Annotated in this window: 18 protein-coding genes; 9 read left to right on the top strand and 9 right to left on the bottom strand. The window is 62.2% G+C overall.

The genetic code is table 11. The features are described from left to right. Positions 1-443 precede the first annotated feature (443 nt). The 6 genes from JOD97_RS24950 to JOD97_RS24925 all read left to right on the top strand — a co-directional run bounded on the left by JOD97_RS24950 (position 444) and on the right by JOD97_RS24925 (position 5,325). Positions 444-794: a hypothetical protein gene (locus JOD97_RS24950; protein WP_209724569.1), complete on the top strand. Its 351-nt coding sequence runs from the start codon at positions 444-446 to the stop codon at positions 792-794. 253 nt (positions 795-1,047) lie between these two features. After that, the gene (locus JOD97_RS24945; RefSeq protein ID WP_209724567.1) at positions 1,048-1,572 is read left to right on the top strand and encodes a hypothetical protein; all 525 of its coding nucleotides are present in this window, start codon (positions 1,048-1,050) and stop codon (positions 1,570-1,572) included. A 307-nt stretch (positions 1,573-1,879) separates the two neighbouring features. Further along, positions 1,880-2,488, top strand: a complete 609-nt coding sequence (locus JOD97_RS24940) for a helix-turn-helix transcriptional regulator (protein WP_209724565.1) — start codon at positions 1,880-1,882, stop codon at positions 2,486-2,488. Positions 2,489-2,754: 266 nt separating this feature from the next. Then, a complete protein-coding gene (groES, locus tag JOD97_RS24935) occupies positions 2,755-3,045 on the top strand; it encodes a co-chaperone GroES (protein ID WP_008451606.1) in 291 nt (96 codons plus the stop codon). Positions 3,046-3,094: 49 nt separating this feature from the next. Continuing rightward, the gene (gene groL / locus JOD97_RS24930) at positions 3,095-4,744 is read left to right on the top strand and encodes a chaperonin GroEL (RefSeq protein WP_209724563.1); all 1,650 of its coding nucleotides are present in this window, start codon (positions 3,095-3,097) and stop codon (positions 4,742-4,744) included. A gap of 128 nt (positions 4,745-4,872) precedes the next feature. Continuing rightward, a complete protein-coding gene (locus tag JOD97_RS24925; RefSeq protein WP_209724561.1) occupies positions 4,873-5,325 on the top strand; it encodes a cupin domain-containing protein in 453 nt (150 codons plus the stop codon). 27 nt (positions 5,326-5,352) lie between these two features. Here JOD97_RS24925 and JOD97_RS24920 read toward each other — a convergent pair whose 3' ends face one another. After that, positions 5,353-5,703, bottom strand: a complete 351-nt coding sequence (locus JOD97_RS24920) for a hypothetical protein (protein ID WP_209724558.1) — start codon at positions 5,701-5,703, stop codon at positions 5,353-5,355. 282 nt (positions 5,704-5,985) lie between these two features. Then, positions 5,986-6,342 (bottom strand): hypothetical protein, encoded by a 357-nt coding sequence (locus tag JOD97_RS24915; protein WP_229264687.1) that lies wholly within the window; start codon positions 6,340-6,342, stop codon positions 5,986-5,988. A 211-nt stretch (positions 6,343-6,553) separates the two neighbouring features. On the opposite strand from JOD97_RS24915, the gene JOD97_RS24910 reads away from it, so the two are divergent. Then, positions 6,554-6,976: a VOC family protein gene (locus JOD97_RS24910; RefSeq protein ID WP_209724555.1), complete on the top strand. Its 423-nt coding sequence runs from the start codon at positions 6,554-6,556 to the stop codon at positions 6,974-6,976. A 53-nt stretch (positions 6,977-7,029) separates the two neighbouring features. On the opposite strand, the gene JOD97_RS24905 is transcribed toward JOD97_RS24910, so the two are convergent. The 4 genes from JOD97_RS24905 to JOD97_RS24890 all read right to left on the bottom strand — a co-directional run bounded on the left by JOD97_RS24905 (position 7,030) and on the right by JOD97_RS24890 (position 10,630). Then, positions 7,030-8,016: a glycosyl hydrolase 53 family protein gene (locus tag JOD97_RS24905; RefSeq protein ID WP_209724553.1), complete on the bottom strand. Its 987-nt coding sequence runs from the start codon at positions 8,014-8,016 to the stop codon at positions 7,030-7,032. A gap of 163 nt (positions 8,017-8,179) precedes the next feature. Further along, positions 8,180-9,064: an SMP-30/gluconolactonase/LRE family protein gene (locus JOD97_RS24900; RefSeq protein WP_209724551.1), complete on the bottom strand. Its 885-nt coding sequence runs from the start codon at positions 9,062-9,064 to the stop codon at positions 8,180-8,182. Positions 9,065-9,089: 25 nt separating this feature from the next. After that, positions 9,090-9,710 (bottom strand): 2-dehydro-3-deoxy-6-phosphogalactonate aldolase, encoded by a 621-nt coding sequence (locus tag JOD97_RS24895; protein WP_209724549.1) that lies wholly within the window; start codon positions 9,708-9,710, stop codon positions 9,090-9,092. A gap of 2 nt (positions 9,711-9,712) precedes the next feature. Continuing rightward, positions 9,713-10,630 (bottom strand): 2-dehydro-3-deoxygalactonokinase, encoded by a 918-nt coding sequence (locus JOD97_RS24890; RefSeq protein ID WP_209724547.1) that lies wholly within the window; start codon positions 10,628-10,630, stop codon positions 9,713-9,715. 205 nt (positions 10,631-10,835) lie between these two features. On the opposite strand from JOD97_RS24890, the gene JOD97_RS24885 reads away from it, so the two are divergent. Together JOD97_RS24885 and JOD97_RS24880 are read left to right on the top strand one after the other, a co-directional pair. Beyond that, positions 10,836-11,645, top strand: coding sequence for a bifunctional 2-polyprenyl-6-hydroxyphenol methylase/3-demethylubiquinol 3-O-methyltransferase UbiG (locus tag JOD97_RS24885; protein ID WP_209724545.1), 810 nt, complete (start codon positions 10,836-10,838; stop codon positions 11,643-11,645). A gap of 71 nt (positions 11,646-11,716) precedes the next feature. Further along, the gene (locus JOD97_RS24880; RefSeq protein WP_229264686.1) at positions 11,717-12,289 is read left to right on the top strand and encodes a hypothetical protein; all 573 of its coding nucleotides are present in this window, start codon (positions 11,717-11,719) and stop codon (positions 12,287-12,289) included. 47 nt (positions 12,290-12,336) lie between these two features. Here JOD97_RS24880 and JOD97_RS24875 read toward each other — a convergent pair whose 3' ends face one another. The 3 genes from JOD97_RS24875 to JOD97_RS24865 form a co-directional block, all read right to left on the bottom strand. Continuing rightward, positions 12,337-13,584, bottom strand: coding sequence for an MFS transporter (locus JOD97_RS24875; protein WP_209724543.1), 1,248 nt, complete (start codon positions 13,582-13,584; stop codon positions 12,337-12,339). 2 nt (positions 13,585-13,586) lie between these two features. Beyond that, complete coding sequence (locus JOD97_RS24870; RefSeq protein ID WP_209724542.1) at positions 13,587-14,111, bottom strand: PadR family transcriptional regulator; 525 nt, start codon at positions 14,109-14,111, stop codon at positions 13,587-13,589. A gap of 262 nt (positions 14,112-14,373) precedes the next feature. Beyond that, complete coding sequence (locus JOD97_RS24865; protein WP_209724540.1) at positions 14,374-16,248, bottom strand: glucokinase; 1,875 nt, start codon at positions 16,246-16,248, stop codon at positions 14,374-14,376. Positions 16,249-16,355 lie beyond the last annotated feature (107 nt).

Genomic DNA, 16,355 nt, shown 5'->3' with positions numbered 1-16,355 from the left:
TGCCTTCCAAGGCATCTCCAAACAAGTAAAACAACTTTTCGCCGGTGTAAAACATCACCTGGCGGCAAATGCCATCGAGCCGGACATCGTCTACCCGACCAGGACAGGAAATCGAAAAATTCACAACCTCGTAGGGCGGATTAGCGCAGCGTAATCCGCCCTACGTGTTTTAGACTGAATCGAAAAAACAATCGGCGAACCGCTCCGCCGTGATCGGTTTCTGCTTATAAAAATATAAAAATTGTTCTTTTCAAAAAAAGAAATGTTGTATATTATATATATGTCGCTGCTGAAGTTACTGGCTGCGGTAGTGTGAACGTTTGGGTAATCATCTTTCGTCGATACACCCCATCGTTACTTGCACATTCGAATCCTCCGGACACGCTGCTTATTGCGGAGGCATTGATTTGATAAACCATGGAATAACTTTAGACCTATTATCTATGACCACTACATCCAAATTCCGCGTCGCGCTCCTGACCACCGCAGCAGCCTTATCCCTGTTCTCCTTCAATGCATATGCCGGCAGCGCTTCCGGAAAGGTCGCTGGAATCACGGCTACCCGCGCCGCGCTGTGGGCGTTTAACGTCGGCACGAACTCGGGCCGTCCGGCCTGCGCCACAAGCAATGAGTTCGCCATCGACAATAACAGCGCAGCGGGCAAAGCGATGATCGCGTCGATCCTCGCCGCACAAGCACAAGGCTTGATCGTCAACGTATCCGGAAGCGGCAACTGCGACGTGTGGGGCGACCGCGAAAGTGCCGCTAGCGTTTCGTTCGCGTTTCCTATCTGATCGCATATCCTGCTTGCGTAGCGTCAGCTAATTCAGTTCTGATTGGCTAAATCGTTGCTAACAATCGCGCCACTTAATTCTTTGTCCTTGAAAGAAATGGCGCGGTTATCCAAGTATTTTTGCGTAAAGCAAATTTCAATGTGAATTTCAGTCATTGGTGACTGCGAGCTGTGGTTCGGCCTGCGGTGGCGGATGGCGCGCGAAATTTAATGGCCGCCTAAAGCACTTTTTAAAGAATATTAGGAAGCATCTCATGCGAATTTTTGAAATTTTTAATATTAAGGCCGGTCGATCCGTGCTCATGGCGCTTGGCGTTTTGCTTGGCGTAATGACGGCCGGCTCGGTATGTGCTGCTTCGATGACTGTATTACCAAGTTCTCCTGTCGCAAAACCGAATGCGACCACCACCGTCGATGTGAAATTTGTCGGAAGGGTACTCGTGAAATCTGATTTTTATCAGGTTTGCGCGCCAGTGAAATGCTATATGTTGTATTTCCCAGTCAAGCTTTATGCTGGAAGTCAATTAACCACGCCGTATTTTTCCGGCCCTGTAACATGCGTCACCGTAAGCCAATGGCTGTCAAATGGTATTACGTATTTGGGGTGCGAAAACCCGACCGTTAAGGTGACGATCCCCGCAAAAAGCGCCGTGGGGCAGTATGCCTACACGGTCACGCATGACGAGGATACTTTCACAAATAGCACTACGGCAAACTTTGCAGTATCGGTCGGAGCGGGCGCATCGACTTCCACCATTCTTCCGCTGTTGCTGAATTAACGCTTGCCTGACGCCTTCGCTCCCGTGCCTCACAGTTATATTAAATGGTGATATTTATCATCACAACTATAAATTGGCTATATATTGTGTGGTGCGGCATCATGCTTCTGTCTCCTCTATCTCCTCCAAGGAAATAGATTTAGCCCGCTCCCGTAGCGGGCTTTTTTTTTGCGCCCAGCACGGGTCGCCGGAAAGCCGTTCGGGCGGCTGGCGGCACGCTGTCACCCGATTGGCGGCAAACTGTCGTAGCATTTTTGGCATAATCTACGCATTCTCCGGTTTCATTCATTACAACTGGAGCCGCACAATGGACGATGACATGAAATTAAGCCCGAAAACCGTGAAACGCCTGCGCAACGAACGTTCGTGGTCGCAGGAACAACTGGCGGAAATCGCCGACGTCAGCCTGCGCACGATACAACGTGTCGAGGCCGACGGCAGCGCTTCGAGGGAGACCAGGACGGCGCTTGCGGCCGTCTTCGAAGTCGATGTTCGAGATCTGGCGGAACCGCCGACACCAGCCGAATCGCCGTCCCCCGTCCCCTCGAAGACAAACGCCACGCCTAAGCAATATCGCGTCGTCGGCGCGATCGCCTTGCTGGCGGCGCTATTGTCGGCCGGCGCGCTGTACTTTCCGGCACCGGGGATGCCTGCGGCCCTGACCACGCTGGCGCCCATGATCGCCATCGCCGGTGCGCTGTATTCCGGCTTCGGCTGGTATTTCTCGGGCCGCAAGCCGCTTTCGACGCCGGCGCGCCGCACGGTGCAATTCGGTTTCATCACTTGCGCGCTGGTGCTTTTGTTTTCCTGCTTCAGCGCCTCGCCAAGGGCGACGGCAACGATCTATCTGCAAATGATGCTGTTCGCGTGCGCCATCCGCTTTTGCTTCGACTGGTATTTTTCCCGTAAGTGTTAAGTCCACCCGTCCCCCTCGAACCTTGATGCCCCGGGCGCCATGCCGCCCGGCGCGGCAATTCCTAGTCACCTTTGCAACATTCCCCCTCTTTTTTGCGTCTTCTCAAGGTATGCGCCTTGAAATACGGTTGGGTCGTCCCTATAATTGGCACTCGTTCCGAGAGAGTGCTAACAGCACCCTCGACAACTTTCCGTTGTGGCAATCTGAGCGTTTAGGCAAGATCGGCACAACAACAAACTGTACCATTGTTAACTAAGGAGTTTTGTATGAACCTTCGCCCTTTGAACGATCGCGTAATCGTCAAACGCCTCGACCAGGAAACCAAAACTGCGTCCGGCCTGATCATCCCTGATGCGGCCGCCGAAAAACCTGATCAAGGCGAAGTGCTCGCCGTCGGCAATGGCAAGATTCTCGAAGACGGCAAGGTCCGTCCGCTGGATGTCAAGGTAGGCGACCGCGTTCTGTTCGGCAAATACGCCGGCCAGACCGTCAAAGTTGACGGTCAAGAACTGATGGTCATGCGCGAAGAAGACATCATGGCAATCGTCGTCAAGTAATTCGACCGACCGCTTGCAAACAGTACTTACCTAATTCTGGAGAAACAACATGGCAGCTAAAGAAGTAATCTTCGGCGACGCAGCGCGCGCCAAAATGGTCGAAGGCGTCAACGTCCTGGCCAACGCAGTGAAAGTCACCCTGGGCCCGAAAGGCCGCAACGTCGTGCTGGAACGTTCGTTCGGCGCCCCTACCGTCACCAAGGACGGCGTGTCGGTCGCCAAAGAGATCGAACTGAAAGACAAGCTGCAGAACATGGGCGCGCAAATGGTCAAGGAAGTTGCTTCCCGCACCAGCGACAACGCCGGCGACGGCACCACCACCGCGACCGTGCTGGCACAAGCCATCGTGCGCGAAGGCATGAAGTTCGTTGCCGCCGGCATGAACCCGATGGACCTGAAGCGCGGCATCGACAAGGCCGTCGCCGCCACCGTCGAGCAGATCGCCATCATCGCCCGCCCATGCACCACCACCAAGGAAATCGCCCAAGTCGGTTCGATCTCGGCCAACTCGGACGCGTCGATCGGCGAGCGCATCGCTGAAGCGATGGAAAAAGTCGGCAAGGAAGGCGTCATCACCGTGGAAGACGGCAAGTCGCTGAACGACGAACTGGACATCGTTGAAGGTATGCAGTTCGACCGCGGCTACCTGTCGCCATACTTCATCAACAACCCAGAGAAGCAAGTCGCGATCCTGGACAATCCATTCGTCCTGCTGTGCGACAAGAAAATCTCGAACATCCGCGATCTGCTGCCGGTACTGGAACAAGTCGCTAAAGCCGGCCGTCCACTGCTGATCATCGCCGAAGACATCGAAGGCGAAGCGCTGGCAACCCTGGTTGTCAACAACATCCGCGGCATCCTGAAAACCTGCGCCGTCAAGGCCCCAGGCTTCGGCGACCGTCGCAAGGCCATGCTGGAAGACATCGCGATCCTGACCGGCGGTCAAGTGGTTGCCGAAGAAGTCGGCCTGACCCTGGAAAAAATCTCGCTGGAAGAGCTGGGCCAAGCCAAGCGTATCGAAGTCGGCAAGGAAAACACCATCGTCATCGACGGTGCCGGCCAAGCCGCCAACATCGAAGGCCGCGTCAAGCAGATCCGCGTGCAGATCGAAGAAGCGACCTCGGACTACGACCGTGAAAAACTGCAAGAGCGCGTGGCCAAGCTGGCCGGCGGCGTTGCCGTGATCAAGGTTGGCGCAGCCACCGAAGTCGAAATGAAAGAGAAGAAAGCCCGCGTTGAAGATGCGCTGCACGCTACCCGCGCCGCAGTGGAAGAAGGCATCGTGCCAGGCGGCGGCGTTGCCCTGCTGCGCGCCCGCGCCGCGATCACCATCAAAGGCGACAACCCGGACCAGGACGCAGGTATCAAGATCGTTCTGCGCGCCATGGAAGAGCCACTGCGCATGATCGTGCAAAACGCCGGCGAAGAAGCTTCGGTGGTCGTTGCCGCGGTTCTGGCAGGCACCGGTAACTACGGTTACAACGCCGCCAACGGCACCTACGGCGACATGGTTGAAATGGGCGTGCTGGATCCAGCCAAGGTCACCCGTTCGGCACTGCAAAACGCAGCGTCGATCGCCGGCCTGATGCTGACCACCGACTGCATGGTTGCCGAAGTCACCGAAGACAAGCCAGCCGGCGGCGGCATGGGCGGTATGGGTGGCATGGGCGGCATGGGTGGTATGGACGGCATGATGTAATTGCCGGCCGGCTTGGACTAGGCTAAGCCGCCAAGCCTCGCTGCACGGAAAAGCCAGCTTCTTCGGAAGCTGGCTTTTTTTATGGATACGTCTGCTACACTCGCCGCTGATTCCTTATCGCCAAACCCATGAAACCATCCGCCATCTTGTTTGCCGCCCTGCCCGTCCTCGCCTCGGCGCAGACGCCACCTCCCGTCATCGATTCCGCCAGTTTGCCCGTCATCACGACAGCACCCGGCGTCACCTTGCGCGAGTTGAGCGGCAGGACCGCGCCCGCCGGCGCCCGCAGCGACAAGGTCAGCGTCGCATTGTTTCACCTGGAGCCGGGCAAAGCCAGCGCGTGGAGCCATAACAAGGAAGGCGAGGAATCGTTCTTCGTGCTCAGCGGCACGGGCGAAATCTGGACCGACGGCCACGTGCAGACGATAGGACCCGGCTCGTATATCGTCATTCAACCCAGCACGGTGCGCTCGATCCGCGCCAGCAAAGGCGTGCCGCTCGACTTCTACGCGATCACGTCGCCGGCCTGGAGCAAGGACGACGACGTGCTGACCACCGCGCCCGCCGGCGCGCCGAAGTAGCAACGCAAAGCGGTGTGAGCGGCGAAGTTACTGTTCGCTGTGGAGCCGTCGAAGCAGCTCGTCACCGCGCTCTCGGCTCAAGCCTTCCACGCGCTCGGTCAGTTCATCGTCCGCGACGCCAAGCTCACATATGTATCTGTCGGCAGTCTTAGTATCCAGATCCTCGATCTCCTTGCCCTCACCTTCTTCAATCTTGCCAAGTATTATCTTGGCAAGCTTAACAGCTTCAGGCGTAGGCATGCTGCGAAACATCGGAAAGAAATAGTCTCTCTTCGACATCGCAGGTACATCGACCTGTGAGAGCGCGCTCATACAATAACCAACGGCTTCCGTCGCGACCATCCGTGGAACGGATTCAAGCAAGGTATGCCAATTCATAGTCCTCTCCCGTTACAGTATCGGGTTAGACGTCGTCGGCATCTGATTGTTCTTACTCAACCGTCCTTTTCGCGGACGCGGCCGGCGTTTGATCGCCGCCAGGGAGCGGCCGGAAGGCTCTAATGCCGCTAAGTTAGGCGGACATCGGAACCACGTAGGGCGGATTAGCGCAGCGTAATCGGCCATGCATGCGTTATCGGCGGCTCATCGATGGCCGATTACGGCGTTCCGCCTAATCCGCCCTACGAAAATCGCCTTAACTTAGCGGCATTACCGGAAGACTCAGGCGTCGCGGAACTCCGCCTCGATTTCGTCGCGGCGCGGTGCTTCGGCGATGTGGAGTATCAAGGTTTCGTGCAGTTCGCGGGCGTGCGAGGCGCGGTGCTTGGCGAACCAGAAGACCTCGCTCAAGTCCTCATCGTCGTGCGCGGTCGCCATCACTTGCTCCTCTTCCGGCACATCCTCGTAGTCCGCCGCCTCGAGGGCGGCGTCGTCGATCGATTCGCGCCAGGCCTCGCATTGACCGCCCCACGCCAGCGCATATTTGCAACCGGACTCGACGAGCCAGCGGCTGACGTCCCACCGCGTCGTCTCCGGCACTTCCGCCTCGACCATGACGATGGCTTTAAACGCGGTCAAGCCCTCCAACACCGGCAAGTCGTTTTCCGGGGCGAGGTGTAAATATCTGATCGAGGGTTTCTGCATGATGGCGCCGCTGTAATGTTCAAGCGACGCATTCTCACCCGATTTCGCCGATACCGCAACCGGCCCGGAGGCATCGACTCCTGACAGAAACTGACGCAGGCGCTCGCTAGAATGCAACTCCTTTTTTCAACAACCGGAGTACACCATGAAACCAGCAACCGTCAGCGCCGTCATCCACTTAAACTTCCGCGGCCAGGCGCGCGCGGCGCTCGACTTCTATCAATCCGTATTCGGCGGACAGGTCACCGCACTGACCTACAAGGACTTCAACCAGGTGAGCAACGAAGCGGAGGCGGACCAACTCATTTGGGGCCAGGTGGCGGGCGATAACGGCTTCCGCGTGATGGCCTACGACGTGCCGTCGCACACCCCATGGAACCCGGGCGAGAACGCCTTCATGATCGTACTGGAGGCAAAAACGCAGGAGGATGTCCGCGCGTACTGGGACAAGCTGTCCGCCGGCGCCACGGTGATGTCGGAATTGCAGCCCGCGCCGTGGACGCCGCTGTTCGGCATGCTGAAGGACCGCTTCGGCACCGCCTGGACCTTGAGCGTCGCGGCCGCATAAGCCGCGACGTACGCGCCGGAGGAAGGTCCGGCGCGCTTTCGTGGAGCTGCTACTTAGAACGGGTCCATGGCGATGGTGAACTTGCCGCTGGCGTCAAGCGCGCCCATGGTGTAACCCTGCCAGCCCGGATACGCCTGCGGCTCCCAGTAGAACACGCCCAGGCCGTTCGAGCCGAGCGCCTTGGTCTTGCTCAGCAGGTCGGCCACCATCGCCTTGGAGGTGGCGGCCTGGGTCCAGTCCATGCCGACCTCGGTCACCATCACCGGCTTGGCGTAGCGCGACACCATGTCCCACATATTGGTCGAGATCTTGTTGTTGTAGTTGGCCCAGTCCGAGGCCGGCGGATAGTGCGACATGCCGATCACGTCCCACTTGGCGCCCTTGCCCTTGACGCCGTCGAAGAACCAGCGGAACACGGCGTTGTCGTGGCCGTTGGCCAGGTGCAGCACCACCTTGGCGTTCGGATACACCGCCTTGGTGGCGTTGTAGCCGCTGTTGATCAGCCCGGCCAAGTTGGCGAAGTTGTTGGTGCTGCCCTCCGGCAGCATCATGCCGCTGTTGATCTCATTGCCGACTTGTACCCACTCGACGTTGATGCCGTTGGTCTTCAGGTAGCTCAGGATGCCCTGGGTGTGGCTGTAGACGTCGTTGTTCAGCTGCGCCAGCGTGTGGTTGGCCCAGGCGGCCGGCTTGGCCTGGTGGCCGGGATCGGCCCAGGTGTCGCTGTAGTGGAAGTCGATCATGATGCGCTGACCCTGGGCGGCGGCGCGCTTGGCTTTGTAGAGGACGTCGGCGCCGTTGTTCCAGCCGTCGGCCGGGTTGACCCACACCCGCAGGCGGATCGAATTGATCGACAGATTCTTCAGCAGCACGAAGGGATCGGTCTTGACGCCGCTGCTGTTGAAGAACGAGTAGCCGGCCTTCTCCTGTTGGCTGACCCAGCCGACATCGGCGCCGTTGGCGAATTGGGCGGAACTGACGGACGCGGCCAGGCTCATCGCCACCCCGCAGATGGTGGCGAGCAAATTCTTGAATTTCATTGTGTCTCCAGTGTTGTTTTGATTTTTTTTGTTTGCGCTGTTTCTACAGCGGCTTTGTGACCGACCACCTGTGCGCACCTCCCCCCGCCGCGTCGCGCGGCCTCATCAAAATTCGGGATAACGCGCCGGCGCACGGCCGGCGCTGTCGTTGCTGAACCGCCGGTTAACCGAAGCGCGCGGCCGGTACGCCGGCCACTTCCACCCGCACCGAGAACAGCGCGCCCGTCAGCGGGAACTCTTGCAGCTGTTCGGGCGTGTTGTCCTCACTGGCGGTGGTGATGAACAAGGTTTTCAGGTCGGGACCGCCGAACGTGCACGAGGCCGGGTTGCGCGCCGGCACCCGTATCGTTTCCAGCAACTCCCCTTGCGGCGAATAGCGGCACACGCGGGCGCCGCTCCATTGCGCGATCCAGACGCAGCCCTCGCTGTCGACCGTCATGCCGTCGGGCGCGCCTTCGGTGTCGCTGTCGAACTGGCGCCACACGCGCGGCTCGCCCAAGGTGCCGTCGGCCGCCAGCGCATAGGCGTAGGTGCGGCCCTCGAAACTGTCGGTGTGGTACATCGTGGCGCCGTCGTTGCTGAAGGCCGGGCCGTTGCAGATGTGATAGGCGTCGTCGGCCACCGTCAACGTCAGATCCTTGTCGAGGCGGAACAACATGCCGATCGCTTGCGCGTAGTCGGTGTTGTGCATCGAGCCGGCCCAGATGCGGCCGGCGCTGTCGACCTTGGCGTCGTTCATGCGCAGGGCGCTGCCCTCGGGGAACGGACGCGCCAGGTATTCGATGCGCAGCTCGGGTTCGAGCCAGACGCGGGCGATGCCGTCGCGCAGGCCGGCCATGAAGCCGTCGCCGTCGCGGCGGGCGATCAGCCAGCAGATATAGTCGGGCATCTTCCAGGTGTGGCGCTCGCCGCTGACGGTGTCGAGCGCGTGCAGGTTTTGATTTTTCAGGTCGACGAAATACAGGCGGTTTTGCTCCGCCACCCACAGCGGGCCCTCGCCCAGTTGCGCGCCCAATTGCCACAGACATTGCACTTCATGCTTGCTCATTGTGTTAGTCCCAGGATGGAAGGAATCAGGCGGCCAGGCCGCGCCAGGTGTTGACGAAGGCCGCGGCGCGCTCGCTCAATTGCTCGATCGTCACGCCCGGCGTGTACAGCGCGCCGCCGATGCCGAAGCCGGTCGCGCCCGCTTTGACCCAGCCCGGCATCGTTTCCGGCGTGACGCCGCCGACCGGCCACATCGGGGTGCCGGCCGGCACCACGCTGAGCATCGCCTTCAGGCCGCCGTGGCCGATCATCTCGGCCGGGAACAGCTTGAGCGCGTGGGCGCCGGCGTCGAGCGCGGCGAACGCCTCGGTCGGCGTGGCCACGCCGGGCGCGCAGTACATGCCCAGGTCGGCGGCGCGGCGGATCGCCGCCGGATTGCAGTTGGGCGACACCAGCAGGCGGCCGCCCGCTTCGTACACGGCGTCGACGTGGTCGACGTTGAGCATGGTGCCGCCGCCGACCAGCGTGCCCGGCAGATTGAGTTTGACCATCGAGGCGATGCACTCGAGCGCGCCCGGACGGTTCAGCGGCACTTCGAGCGCGCGGAAGCCGGCGTCGAACAGCGCCTGGGCCACGGCGACGGCCTCGGTCGGTTGCAGGCCGCGCAAGATGGCGACCAGCGGAGTGGTTGGATGGGAAATAGTCATGGTCAGCCCTGCTTGATGAATTGGGAAATCGCCGTGCAATACACGTGATGGGGATCGAGCACTTCGCAGCGCAGGCCGAAGTGGGCGGCGGCGGCGGCGTAGCGCGCGGCCAGCGCCGGCGAGCCGATGACGGTGATGCCGGCATCGGCGCCGTCGACCGCCTGGTCGCGCGCGGCATTGGCGGCGGCGGCGAACTCGGCGCCGATCAGCAAACCGCTGACGACGGCGGCGGCCTGCTGCTGCGGCCAGGTGCGCGAGACGACGCCGGCGCGCACGCGGAACAGCGTGTTCGACAGCGGCTCGTTGCGGGCCGCCTGGTTCAGGCCGGACGCGAAGCCCTCGGCGTCGGTGGTGTCGCCGGCCATCATCGACGACAGGGTGCCGCCGGCCGACAGCATGGCGAACAGCTCGCCGGTCATGTAGGTGGCGAACGACTGGATCACGCCGTCGCGCAGCAGCACCCACTTGCTATGGGTGCCGGGCAACACCAGCCAGCCGTCGCGCTTGCCCAGCGCCACGGCGCCCAGCAGTTGGGTTTCCTCGCCGCGCATCACGTCGACGGCGGCGCCGTTGCGGTAGCAATAGCCGGGCACGATATGGCAGCGGCCGGCCCAGGCCGGATCGGTGACCGGCGCCAGGTGGCGCGGCAGTTCGGTCAGCGGCACGGCCGCGTCCAGGTAGTTCACTTCCTGCCAGCCGGAGGCGCTGCCCACCATGCCGGACATGATCACCGGCACGTCGTTATCGAGGTGCATGGCATCGAGCAAGCCGTCCAGCGACGCGCTGAAGCGCTCGCGTCCGCCGACCGCCAGCATGCCCTGGCCGTCCTCATGTTCCGCCAAGCAATTACCTTGTTGGTCGATCAGATAGGCGCGCCGGTTGCTGGTGCCCCAGTCGACGCCCAGAATTGTCTTATCCACTAGTCAGAGTCCTTTTCTTATGCTGCAACGATGGTACAAAAACGCCAATGGTGCCGCCAATGAATTATCTCGCGCAACTAATACCAAAACAATATAGACATAGGCCATTTGGGGACGCAGGCCGGTTTGCGCGGTTTGCGCTACGACAAGCAGCGCCGGCGGCTAGCCTCCTATAGTTGAGACGCAATTCAACACGGGAGGTTCCATGCACACGGTCGCCGTCAATCAGCATACCAAACAACAAGATTTCGACACGCTGGCGCGCCAGCTCGGACTCACGCCGCGCGACCCGTGGGTCGGCGGCCAGGTCGATTACGAATGGGACCAGCTGCGCATGGTGCTCGACGTCATGCCGCTGCGCCTGCCGGACATGCAGGTGCTCGAGTTCGGCTGCAACATCGGCGCCTCGGCCATCCTGTTCTCCTATCTGGGCGCGCAGGTCAGCGCCACCGACGACTCGGCCGACTGGGTGGCGCTGGCGCGCCTGAACGCCGAGCGCTACGGCATCGACAACATCAACTTCGCCCACGTGGCCGACTCGCGCCGCCTGCCGTTCGCCGACGGGCAGTTCAGCCTGATCGCCTGCAACAGCGTGCTCGAATACGTGGCGCCGGCCGAGCTGGCGGCCGTGCAGCGCGAGCTCGACCGCGTGCTCGCGCCGGGCGGGCTGATCCTGCTGACCGGCTCGAGCAACCGCATGTGGCCGCGCGAGGCGCACAGCGGCCGCTGGCTGGTCAACTACCTGCCGCGCTGGATCGACCGCCTGCTGGGCAAGCCGTTGCCGCGCGGCGTGTGGCCGTGGGCGGTGCGGCGCGGCTTCGGCCCCCACTACGACAATCTGGACACCGCGCAGCCCGACAATTTCCTGCTGCGCTCGCGCCTGCGCGGCGGCGCCGACGTGCGCAGCCTGCGTCCCCTGCTGTGGCTGGCCCGGCGGCTGGGCATCGGTCCCGGCATGTTGACGCCCAATATCTGCTGTTTCCTGCAAAAACACGCCCTTTCATCGGCGAACTGAAGGGTTGAAGTTGCCCGATGGATGCCTTTGGTTTAGTATGGCCGTCAACAAAATAGTCCAGGCTATCCCTTATGGCATCTCGCTCCCCGTCCCCCCGCACCTTGGCCATCGCCGGCGCCGCCGCCGTCGCGCTGGCCATCGGCGTGGGTGTTTATATAAACAACAGCAAACCGGTGGTGGCGCCGCCGGCGCCGGTCAAGCCGGCCGAGCCGGTCGTCGCCAGCAAGGCGCCGCCGGCCAAAGCGCCGGCGCACGTGGCCGAGCCGCGTCCGGCGGCCAGCGCCGATGCCGCCTCGCACGCCGAACCGAAGGCCACGCGCACCAAGGAGCAAGCGTCGGCCGCGCTGATGGCACTGCCTGAACTGCAACAATGGTCGTCGATGCTGGAGAAAAGCTCCGGCGGCAAGGTCCACGGCGCGCTGATCGAATACGATCCCACCCCGCGCAAGCTCAACGGCAAAAGCTACTGGCAGTTCAGCTTTGTCGAAAACAGCGCCGAATCGGCGCAGCGCTGGGAAAGCTTCCTGGTGTCGTCGAGCGACGACGAGATCCTGGTCGAGGACGCCACCAACGACGAAGTCATCAGCCTGGCGCGCTGGCGCCGGGAAAAACATCCGGAAAAACGCCTCAGCATCGACGGCTGAGGCGCTCCCGATGGCGTGAGCGGCCCGGCCGCCCACGCCGGCGCCCATCACGCCGCCTTGCGCTCCCCGGGCGCGGGCGAGGCGCCCGCCGCGCTGGCGACCTGGCCCACCCACAGCACCGAAAACACCGTCAACCCGGCCGCCAGCCAACCGTTCCAGCCGTAGCCGAGGATGTGGCCGGCCGCGTCGGTGCGCAAGGTCAGGCCGCCCAGCAAGGCGCCGACGCCGCTGCCCAGCTGCTGGATCGCCGCGTTGGCGCTGAGGAAGGCGCCGCGCCGCGACGGCTCCGGCACGGTCGTCATCAGCGCCTGCAGCGGAATGGTGCGTCCCGACACCGCCGTCATGAAGAACGGGAAGAACAGGATCACCGCCAGCAGCGGCATCATCGGCATATGCGTCATGAACATCATCGGCGCCACCGACAACAGCGCCAGATAGCGGTACACCTTGTGGGCGCCGGCGCGGTCGGACCACTGGCCCACCAGGCGCGCGCTGACCAAGGTCGCCAGCCCGCCGGCCAGGTACACATAGGTGATCTCCGCCGGCTTGACGCCGAGGTTGCTCACCAGCACGGGCGAGATGAATGGAATCACCAGCATGCCGGTCATCATGTTGACGAACGACAGCGCGAACGCCTTCAGGTGGTTGGGCACGCGGTACAGGCCGATCAAGTTCGGCAGCACGGCCGACAGCGGCACGCGCCGGGTCAAATGGCCCGTCATGGACGGCAGCGCCCGCGCCGCCAAGGCCCAGATCACCAGCGAAAACAGCACCAGCAGATAAAAAGGCGACGCCCAGCCGAAATGCGCGGCCAGCATCACGCCGGTGGGCACGCCGGCCACCGCCGCCAGGCTGAAGGACGTCATCACGATGCCGGTCGCCGCGCCGCGTCGGTGGGCCGGAATCAGGTCGCCGATGATGGCCATGATGATGGCGCCAAGCACGCCGCCGGTCACGCCGGCGAACGCCCGCGACAGCACCAGCACGTGGAAATTGGGGGCGATGGCGCACGCCAGGTTCGACAGCGTGAACAGCGCGAACATCCACAGCAGCAGGCGTTTGCGGTCGAAGCGGTCGATATACATCGCCGCCAGCAGGCCGGACAGGCCGGCGCACCAGGCATAGGCCGACACCGCGCCGGACACCGCCGCCGGCGTGATGGCGAAGGCCTGCATCAACTGCGGCGCCAGCGGCATCATCACCATGAAATCCATGATGACGGTGAATTGTGTCAGCGCCAGCAGCCACAGGACCAGGCGCTCGCGCGCCGGCGTCAAAGCGAGGGGAACGGTCATGCTCACTCCAGCGCCAGGATCTCGGCCGTGGTACGGCGCAGGATCGCCCGGATCTGTTCCAGCCTGGCGGCGCCCGGATGGTTTTCCTGTCCCTGGGCGATGACCGCATGCTTAAGCTCATGCATGATGCTGCGCAGATCGTCGCGCGACTCGGCCGGATCGCTCATGCGGGCCACGATGGCATCGACGAACTGACGGTTCTCGGCCAGGAAGGCCTCGCCTTCCGGGGTAATCGTATGCAGCTTCTTGTTGCCATCGGCGGTGGCGGCGACATGCCCCATATCGAGCAACATCGACAACAGCGGATAGATGGCGCCGGGGCTGGGCGTGTAACCGCCGCCGGAGCGCTGCTCCAGCTCCTTGATGATTTCATAGCCATGGCGCGGCTTTTCCGAAATCAACTGCAAGACGATATAGCGCATGGCGCCGGCGTCGAACATTTTCGGGCCGCGACCGCGACCGCCGCCGCCATGATGCGGGCCATGCGCGGCGCGTGGATGATGATGGTGATGTGAAAATCCAAACATGTCGAGCTCCTTAGATATAACAAGTTAAGATATAACTTATTAAGATATATCTTATCCCATTTCTGAAAGAGTTCAAGCCCCGATTTGTAACAGTCATCACTCCAGGGTCAGGTCCACCATTTCTACACGGACCCAGCCCTAGCAGCGCGGGATCGCCGTTTATCCGGATTACACACCAGCTCGTGTAGAAATGGTGGACCTGACCCCGGAATAAAAAAAGCAGACCGTCGGGTCTGCTTTAGGGTTTGGTTTGTTTGGGCGCTTAGCTGTCGAGGTGGGAAATCAGCAAGCGGCGGTTGTCGGTCTCGCCGCCCTTGGCCTTTTGCTGCACCACCACGCGCGCGTTCTGCGTGTCGAGCGAGATGCCCACCGATAGGATGTCGATCAGCAGCAACTGCAAGATGCGCGAGATCATCGACAGGAACGTGGTGCTGTCCTCCGTGTGATCGACCGCCAGGCAGACACTGGCCTTCTTGGCCAGCGGCGAGTTGCTGGCGGTGATGGCGATCACGTCCGCCCCCGCCGCCCGCGCCGCGTCGACCGCTTCCAGCAGGTCCGGCAGCTTGCCCGAGTTGGAAATGGCGATCACCACGTCGCCCGGATTGAGCAGCTCGGCCGCCAAGGTCAGCAAATGCGAGTCGCCGTACGCCGACGTCGGGATCCGGAAGCGGAAGAACTTGTGCTGGCCGTCCAGCGCCACCACGCGCGAATTGCCCATCGCGTAAAACTCGACCCGCTTGGCCTTGGCCACCAGCGCGATCGCCTTGTCCAGCGAGCGCACATCGAGCTGGTCGCGGAATTTCAAAATCGCGGAAACGGTATTGTCGATCACCTTGGCGCTCAGGTCGTGCGTGCTGTCGCTGACGCGCACCTGGCTGTGGCGCACCGGTATCGCGCCCGTCAGGCTGCTGGCGAACTTCAGCTTGAAATCGGCCAGGCCGAGGAAACCGAGCGAGCGGCAGAAACGGATCACCGTCGGCTGGCTCACTTCGGCCAGCCGCGCGATGTCGGCGATCGGCTCGTTCAGCACCAGGCGTGGCTGCTCCAGCACCAGTTGCGCGACGCGCTGCTCGGCCGGCGTCAGTTCGTGCTGCAGATGCTGCACGCGCTCCATCAGCGTGTTGGCGCCGCTGCGCCCGCGCAGGTGTTCCGACAAAATCGTCGCCACGCCGTAGAAGGCCGGATTCGGCGTGGTGATCACGTACGTCGGGATCTCCGACAGGTAGCTGGTGAAGCGGCCCTTGGCCTCGAAGCGCGAGCGGAACGGCGACGTGGCAAACCATTCGCCCATGCGCGGTACGATGCCGCCGCCGATGAACATGCCGCCGAACGCGCCCAAGGTGACGGCCAGGTTGGCGGTGGCGCCGCCCAGCATCGCGCAGAAGCATTCGAGCACCTCGAGGCACAGCGGGTCCTTGTCGGTCAGCGCGCCGGCCATGATCTCCTGCGAGGTCAGGTCGCGCACCTGGCGTCCGTTGCGCTTGGCGATGGCGCGGTAGATGATCTCCATGCCGGGGCCGGAGATCAGGCGCTCGGTCGAGACGTGCGACCAGGTTTGCCACGCGTACTGCAGGATCGAATATTCGCGCTCGTCGGCCGGGGCGAAGTTGGTGTGGCCGCCCTCGGAGCCGAGCGTGACGAAGCCGTCGACGGTGGGAATGACGCCGGAGACGCCCAGGCCCGTGCCCGGTCCGAGCACGCCGATGACGGAGTTCGACGCCGGCTTGCCGCCGCCGACCTGCATCAAATCGGCCGGCTTGAGGCCCGGCAGCGACATCGCCAGCGCGGTGAAGTCGTTCACCACCAGCAGCGTGTGCAGGCCCAGCTCGCGGCGCACTTCGTCGGTGGAAAATTCCCAGTCGCGGTTGGTCATGCGCACATGGTCGCCGCTGACCGGGTTGGCCACCGCCAGCGCGGCGTGGTTGAGCGTGATGTCGGCGTGGTCGGACAGGTACGAGCGCAGCATGGCGACGATGTCGCTGTAGTCGTCACACTTGAGCACGCGCACGGCGCGGAATTCGCCCGGCGCCGTTTGCAAGGCGAAGCGCGCGTGCGTGGCGCCGATGTCGGCCAGCAGGCGCGGACCGTCGGCGAAGGCCGTGCGGTTGAGTTTTTGGTCTACTTCAGCTTGTTTCATCGTCGATTCAGTCAAAACAGTTGGCGGAAGCATACCCGAAATATGGGGCGTTAAGAAGTAGCGCAGTCAAACCCAAGCACCTGTAGCGAGACGCATGCGTCATCGCT

Origin of the sequence: Duganella sp. 1411, assembly GCF_017833525.1 — a bacterium.
GTDB lineage: Bacteria > Pseudomonadota > Gammaproteobacteria > Burkholderiales > Burkholderiaceae_D > Rugamonas.
The sequence above is the reverse complement of the archived record's forward strand: the minus strand, read 5'-3'. Positions and strand labels throughout refer to the sequence as shown.

Excerpts from the sequence above, each read along its gene's own strand:
- JOD97_RS24910 (WP_209724555.1), top strand. The coding sequence starts at position 6,554 with ATGAAACCAGCAACCGTCAGCGCCGTCATCCACTTAAACTTCCGCGGC.
- JOD97_RS24870 (WP_209724542.1), bottom strand. The coding sequence starts at position 14,111 with ATGTTTGGATTTTCACATCACCATCATCATCCACGCGCCGCGCATGGC.
- JOD97_RS24880 (WP_229264686.1), top strand. The coding sequence starts at position 11,717 with ATGGCATCTCGCTCCCCGTCCCCCCGCACCTTGGCCATCGCCGGCGCC.
- groES (WP_008451606.1), top strand. The coding sequence starts at position 2,755 with ATGAACCTTCGCCCTTTGAACGATCGCGTAATCGTCAAACGCCTCGAC.
- JOD97_RS24900 (WP_209724551.1), bottom strand. The coding sequence starts at position 9,064 with ATGAGCAAGCATGAAGTGCAATGTCTGTGGCAATTGGGCGCGCAACTG.
- JOD97_RS24885 (WP_209724545.1), top strand. The coding sequence starts at position 10,836 with ATGCACACGGTCGCCGTCAATCAGCATACCAAACAACAAGATTTCGAC.
- JOD97_RS24925 (WP_209724561.1), top strand. The coding sequence starts at position 4,873 with ATGAAACCATCCGCCATCTTGTTTGCCGCCCTGCCCGTCCTCGCCTCG.
- JOD97_RS24945 (WP_209724567.1), top strand. The coding sequence starts at position 1,048 with ATGCGAATTTTTGAAATTTTTAATATTAAGGCCGGTCGATCCGTGCTC.
- JOD97_RS24940 (WP_209724565.1), top strand. The coding sequence starts at position 1,880 with ATGGACGATGACATGAAATTAAGCCCGAAAACCGTGAAACGCCTGCGC.
- JOD97_RS24865 (WP_209724540.1), bottom strand. The coding sequence starts at position 16,248 with ATGAAACAAGCTGAAGTAGACCAAAAACTCAACCGCACGGCCTTCGCC.
- JOD97_RS24950 (WP_209724569.1), top strand. The coding sequence starts at position 444 with ATGACCACTACATCCAAATTCCGCGTCGCGCTCCTGACCACCGCAGCA.
- JOD97_RS24895 (WP_209724549.1), bottom strand. The coding sequence starts at position 9,710 with ATGACTATTTCCCATCCAACCACTCCGCTGGTCGCCATCTTGCGCGGC.
- groL (WP_209724563.1), top strand. The coding sequence starts at position 3,095 with ATGGCAGCTAAAGAAGTAATCTTCGGCGACGCAGCGCGCGCCAAAATG.
- JOD97_RS24905 (WP_209724553.1), bottom strand. The coding sequence starts at position 8,016 with ATGAAATTCAAGAATTTGCTCGCCACCATCTGCGGGGTGGCGATGAGC.
- JOD97_RS24920 (WP_209724558.1), bottom strand. The coding sequence starts at position 5,703 with ATGAATTGGCATACCTTGCTTGAATCCGTTCCACGGATGGTCGCGACG.
- JOD97_RS24875 (WP_209724543.1), bottom strand. The coding sequence starts at position 13,584 with ATGACCGTTCCCCTCGCTTTGACGCCGGCGCGCGAGCGCCTGGTCCTG.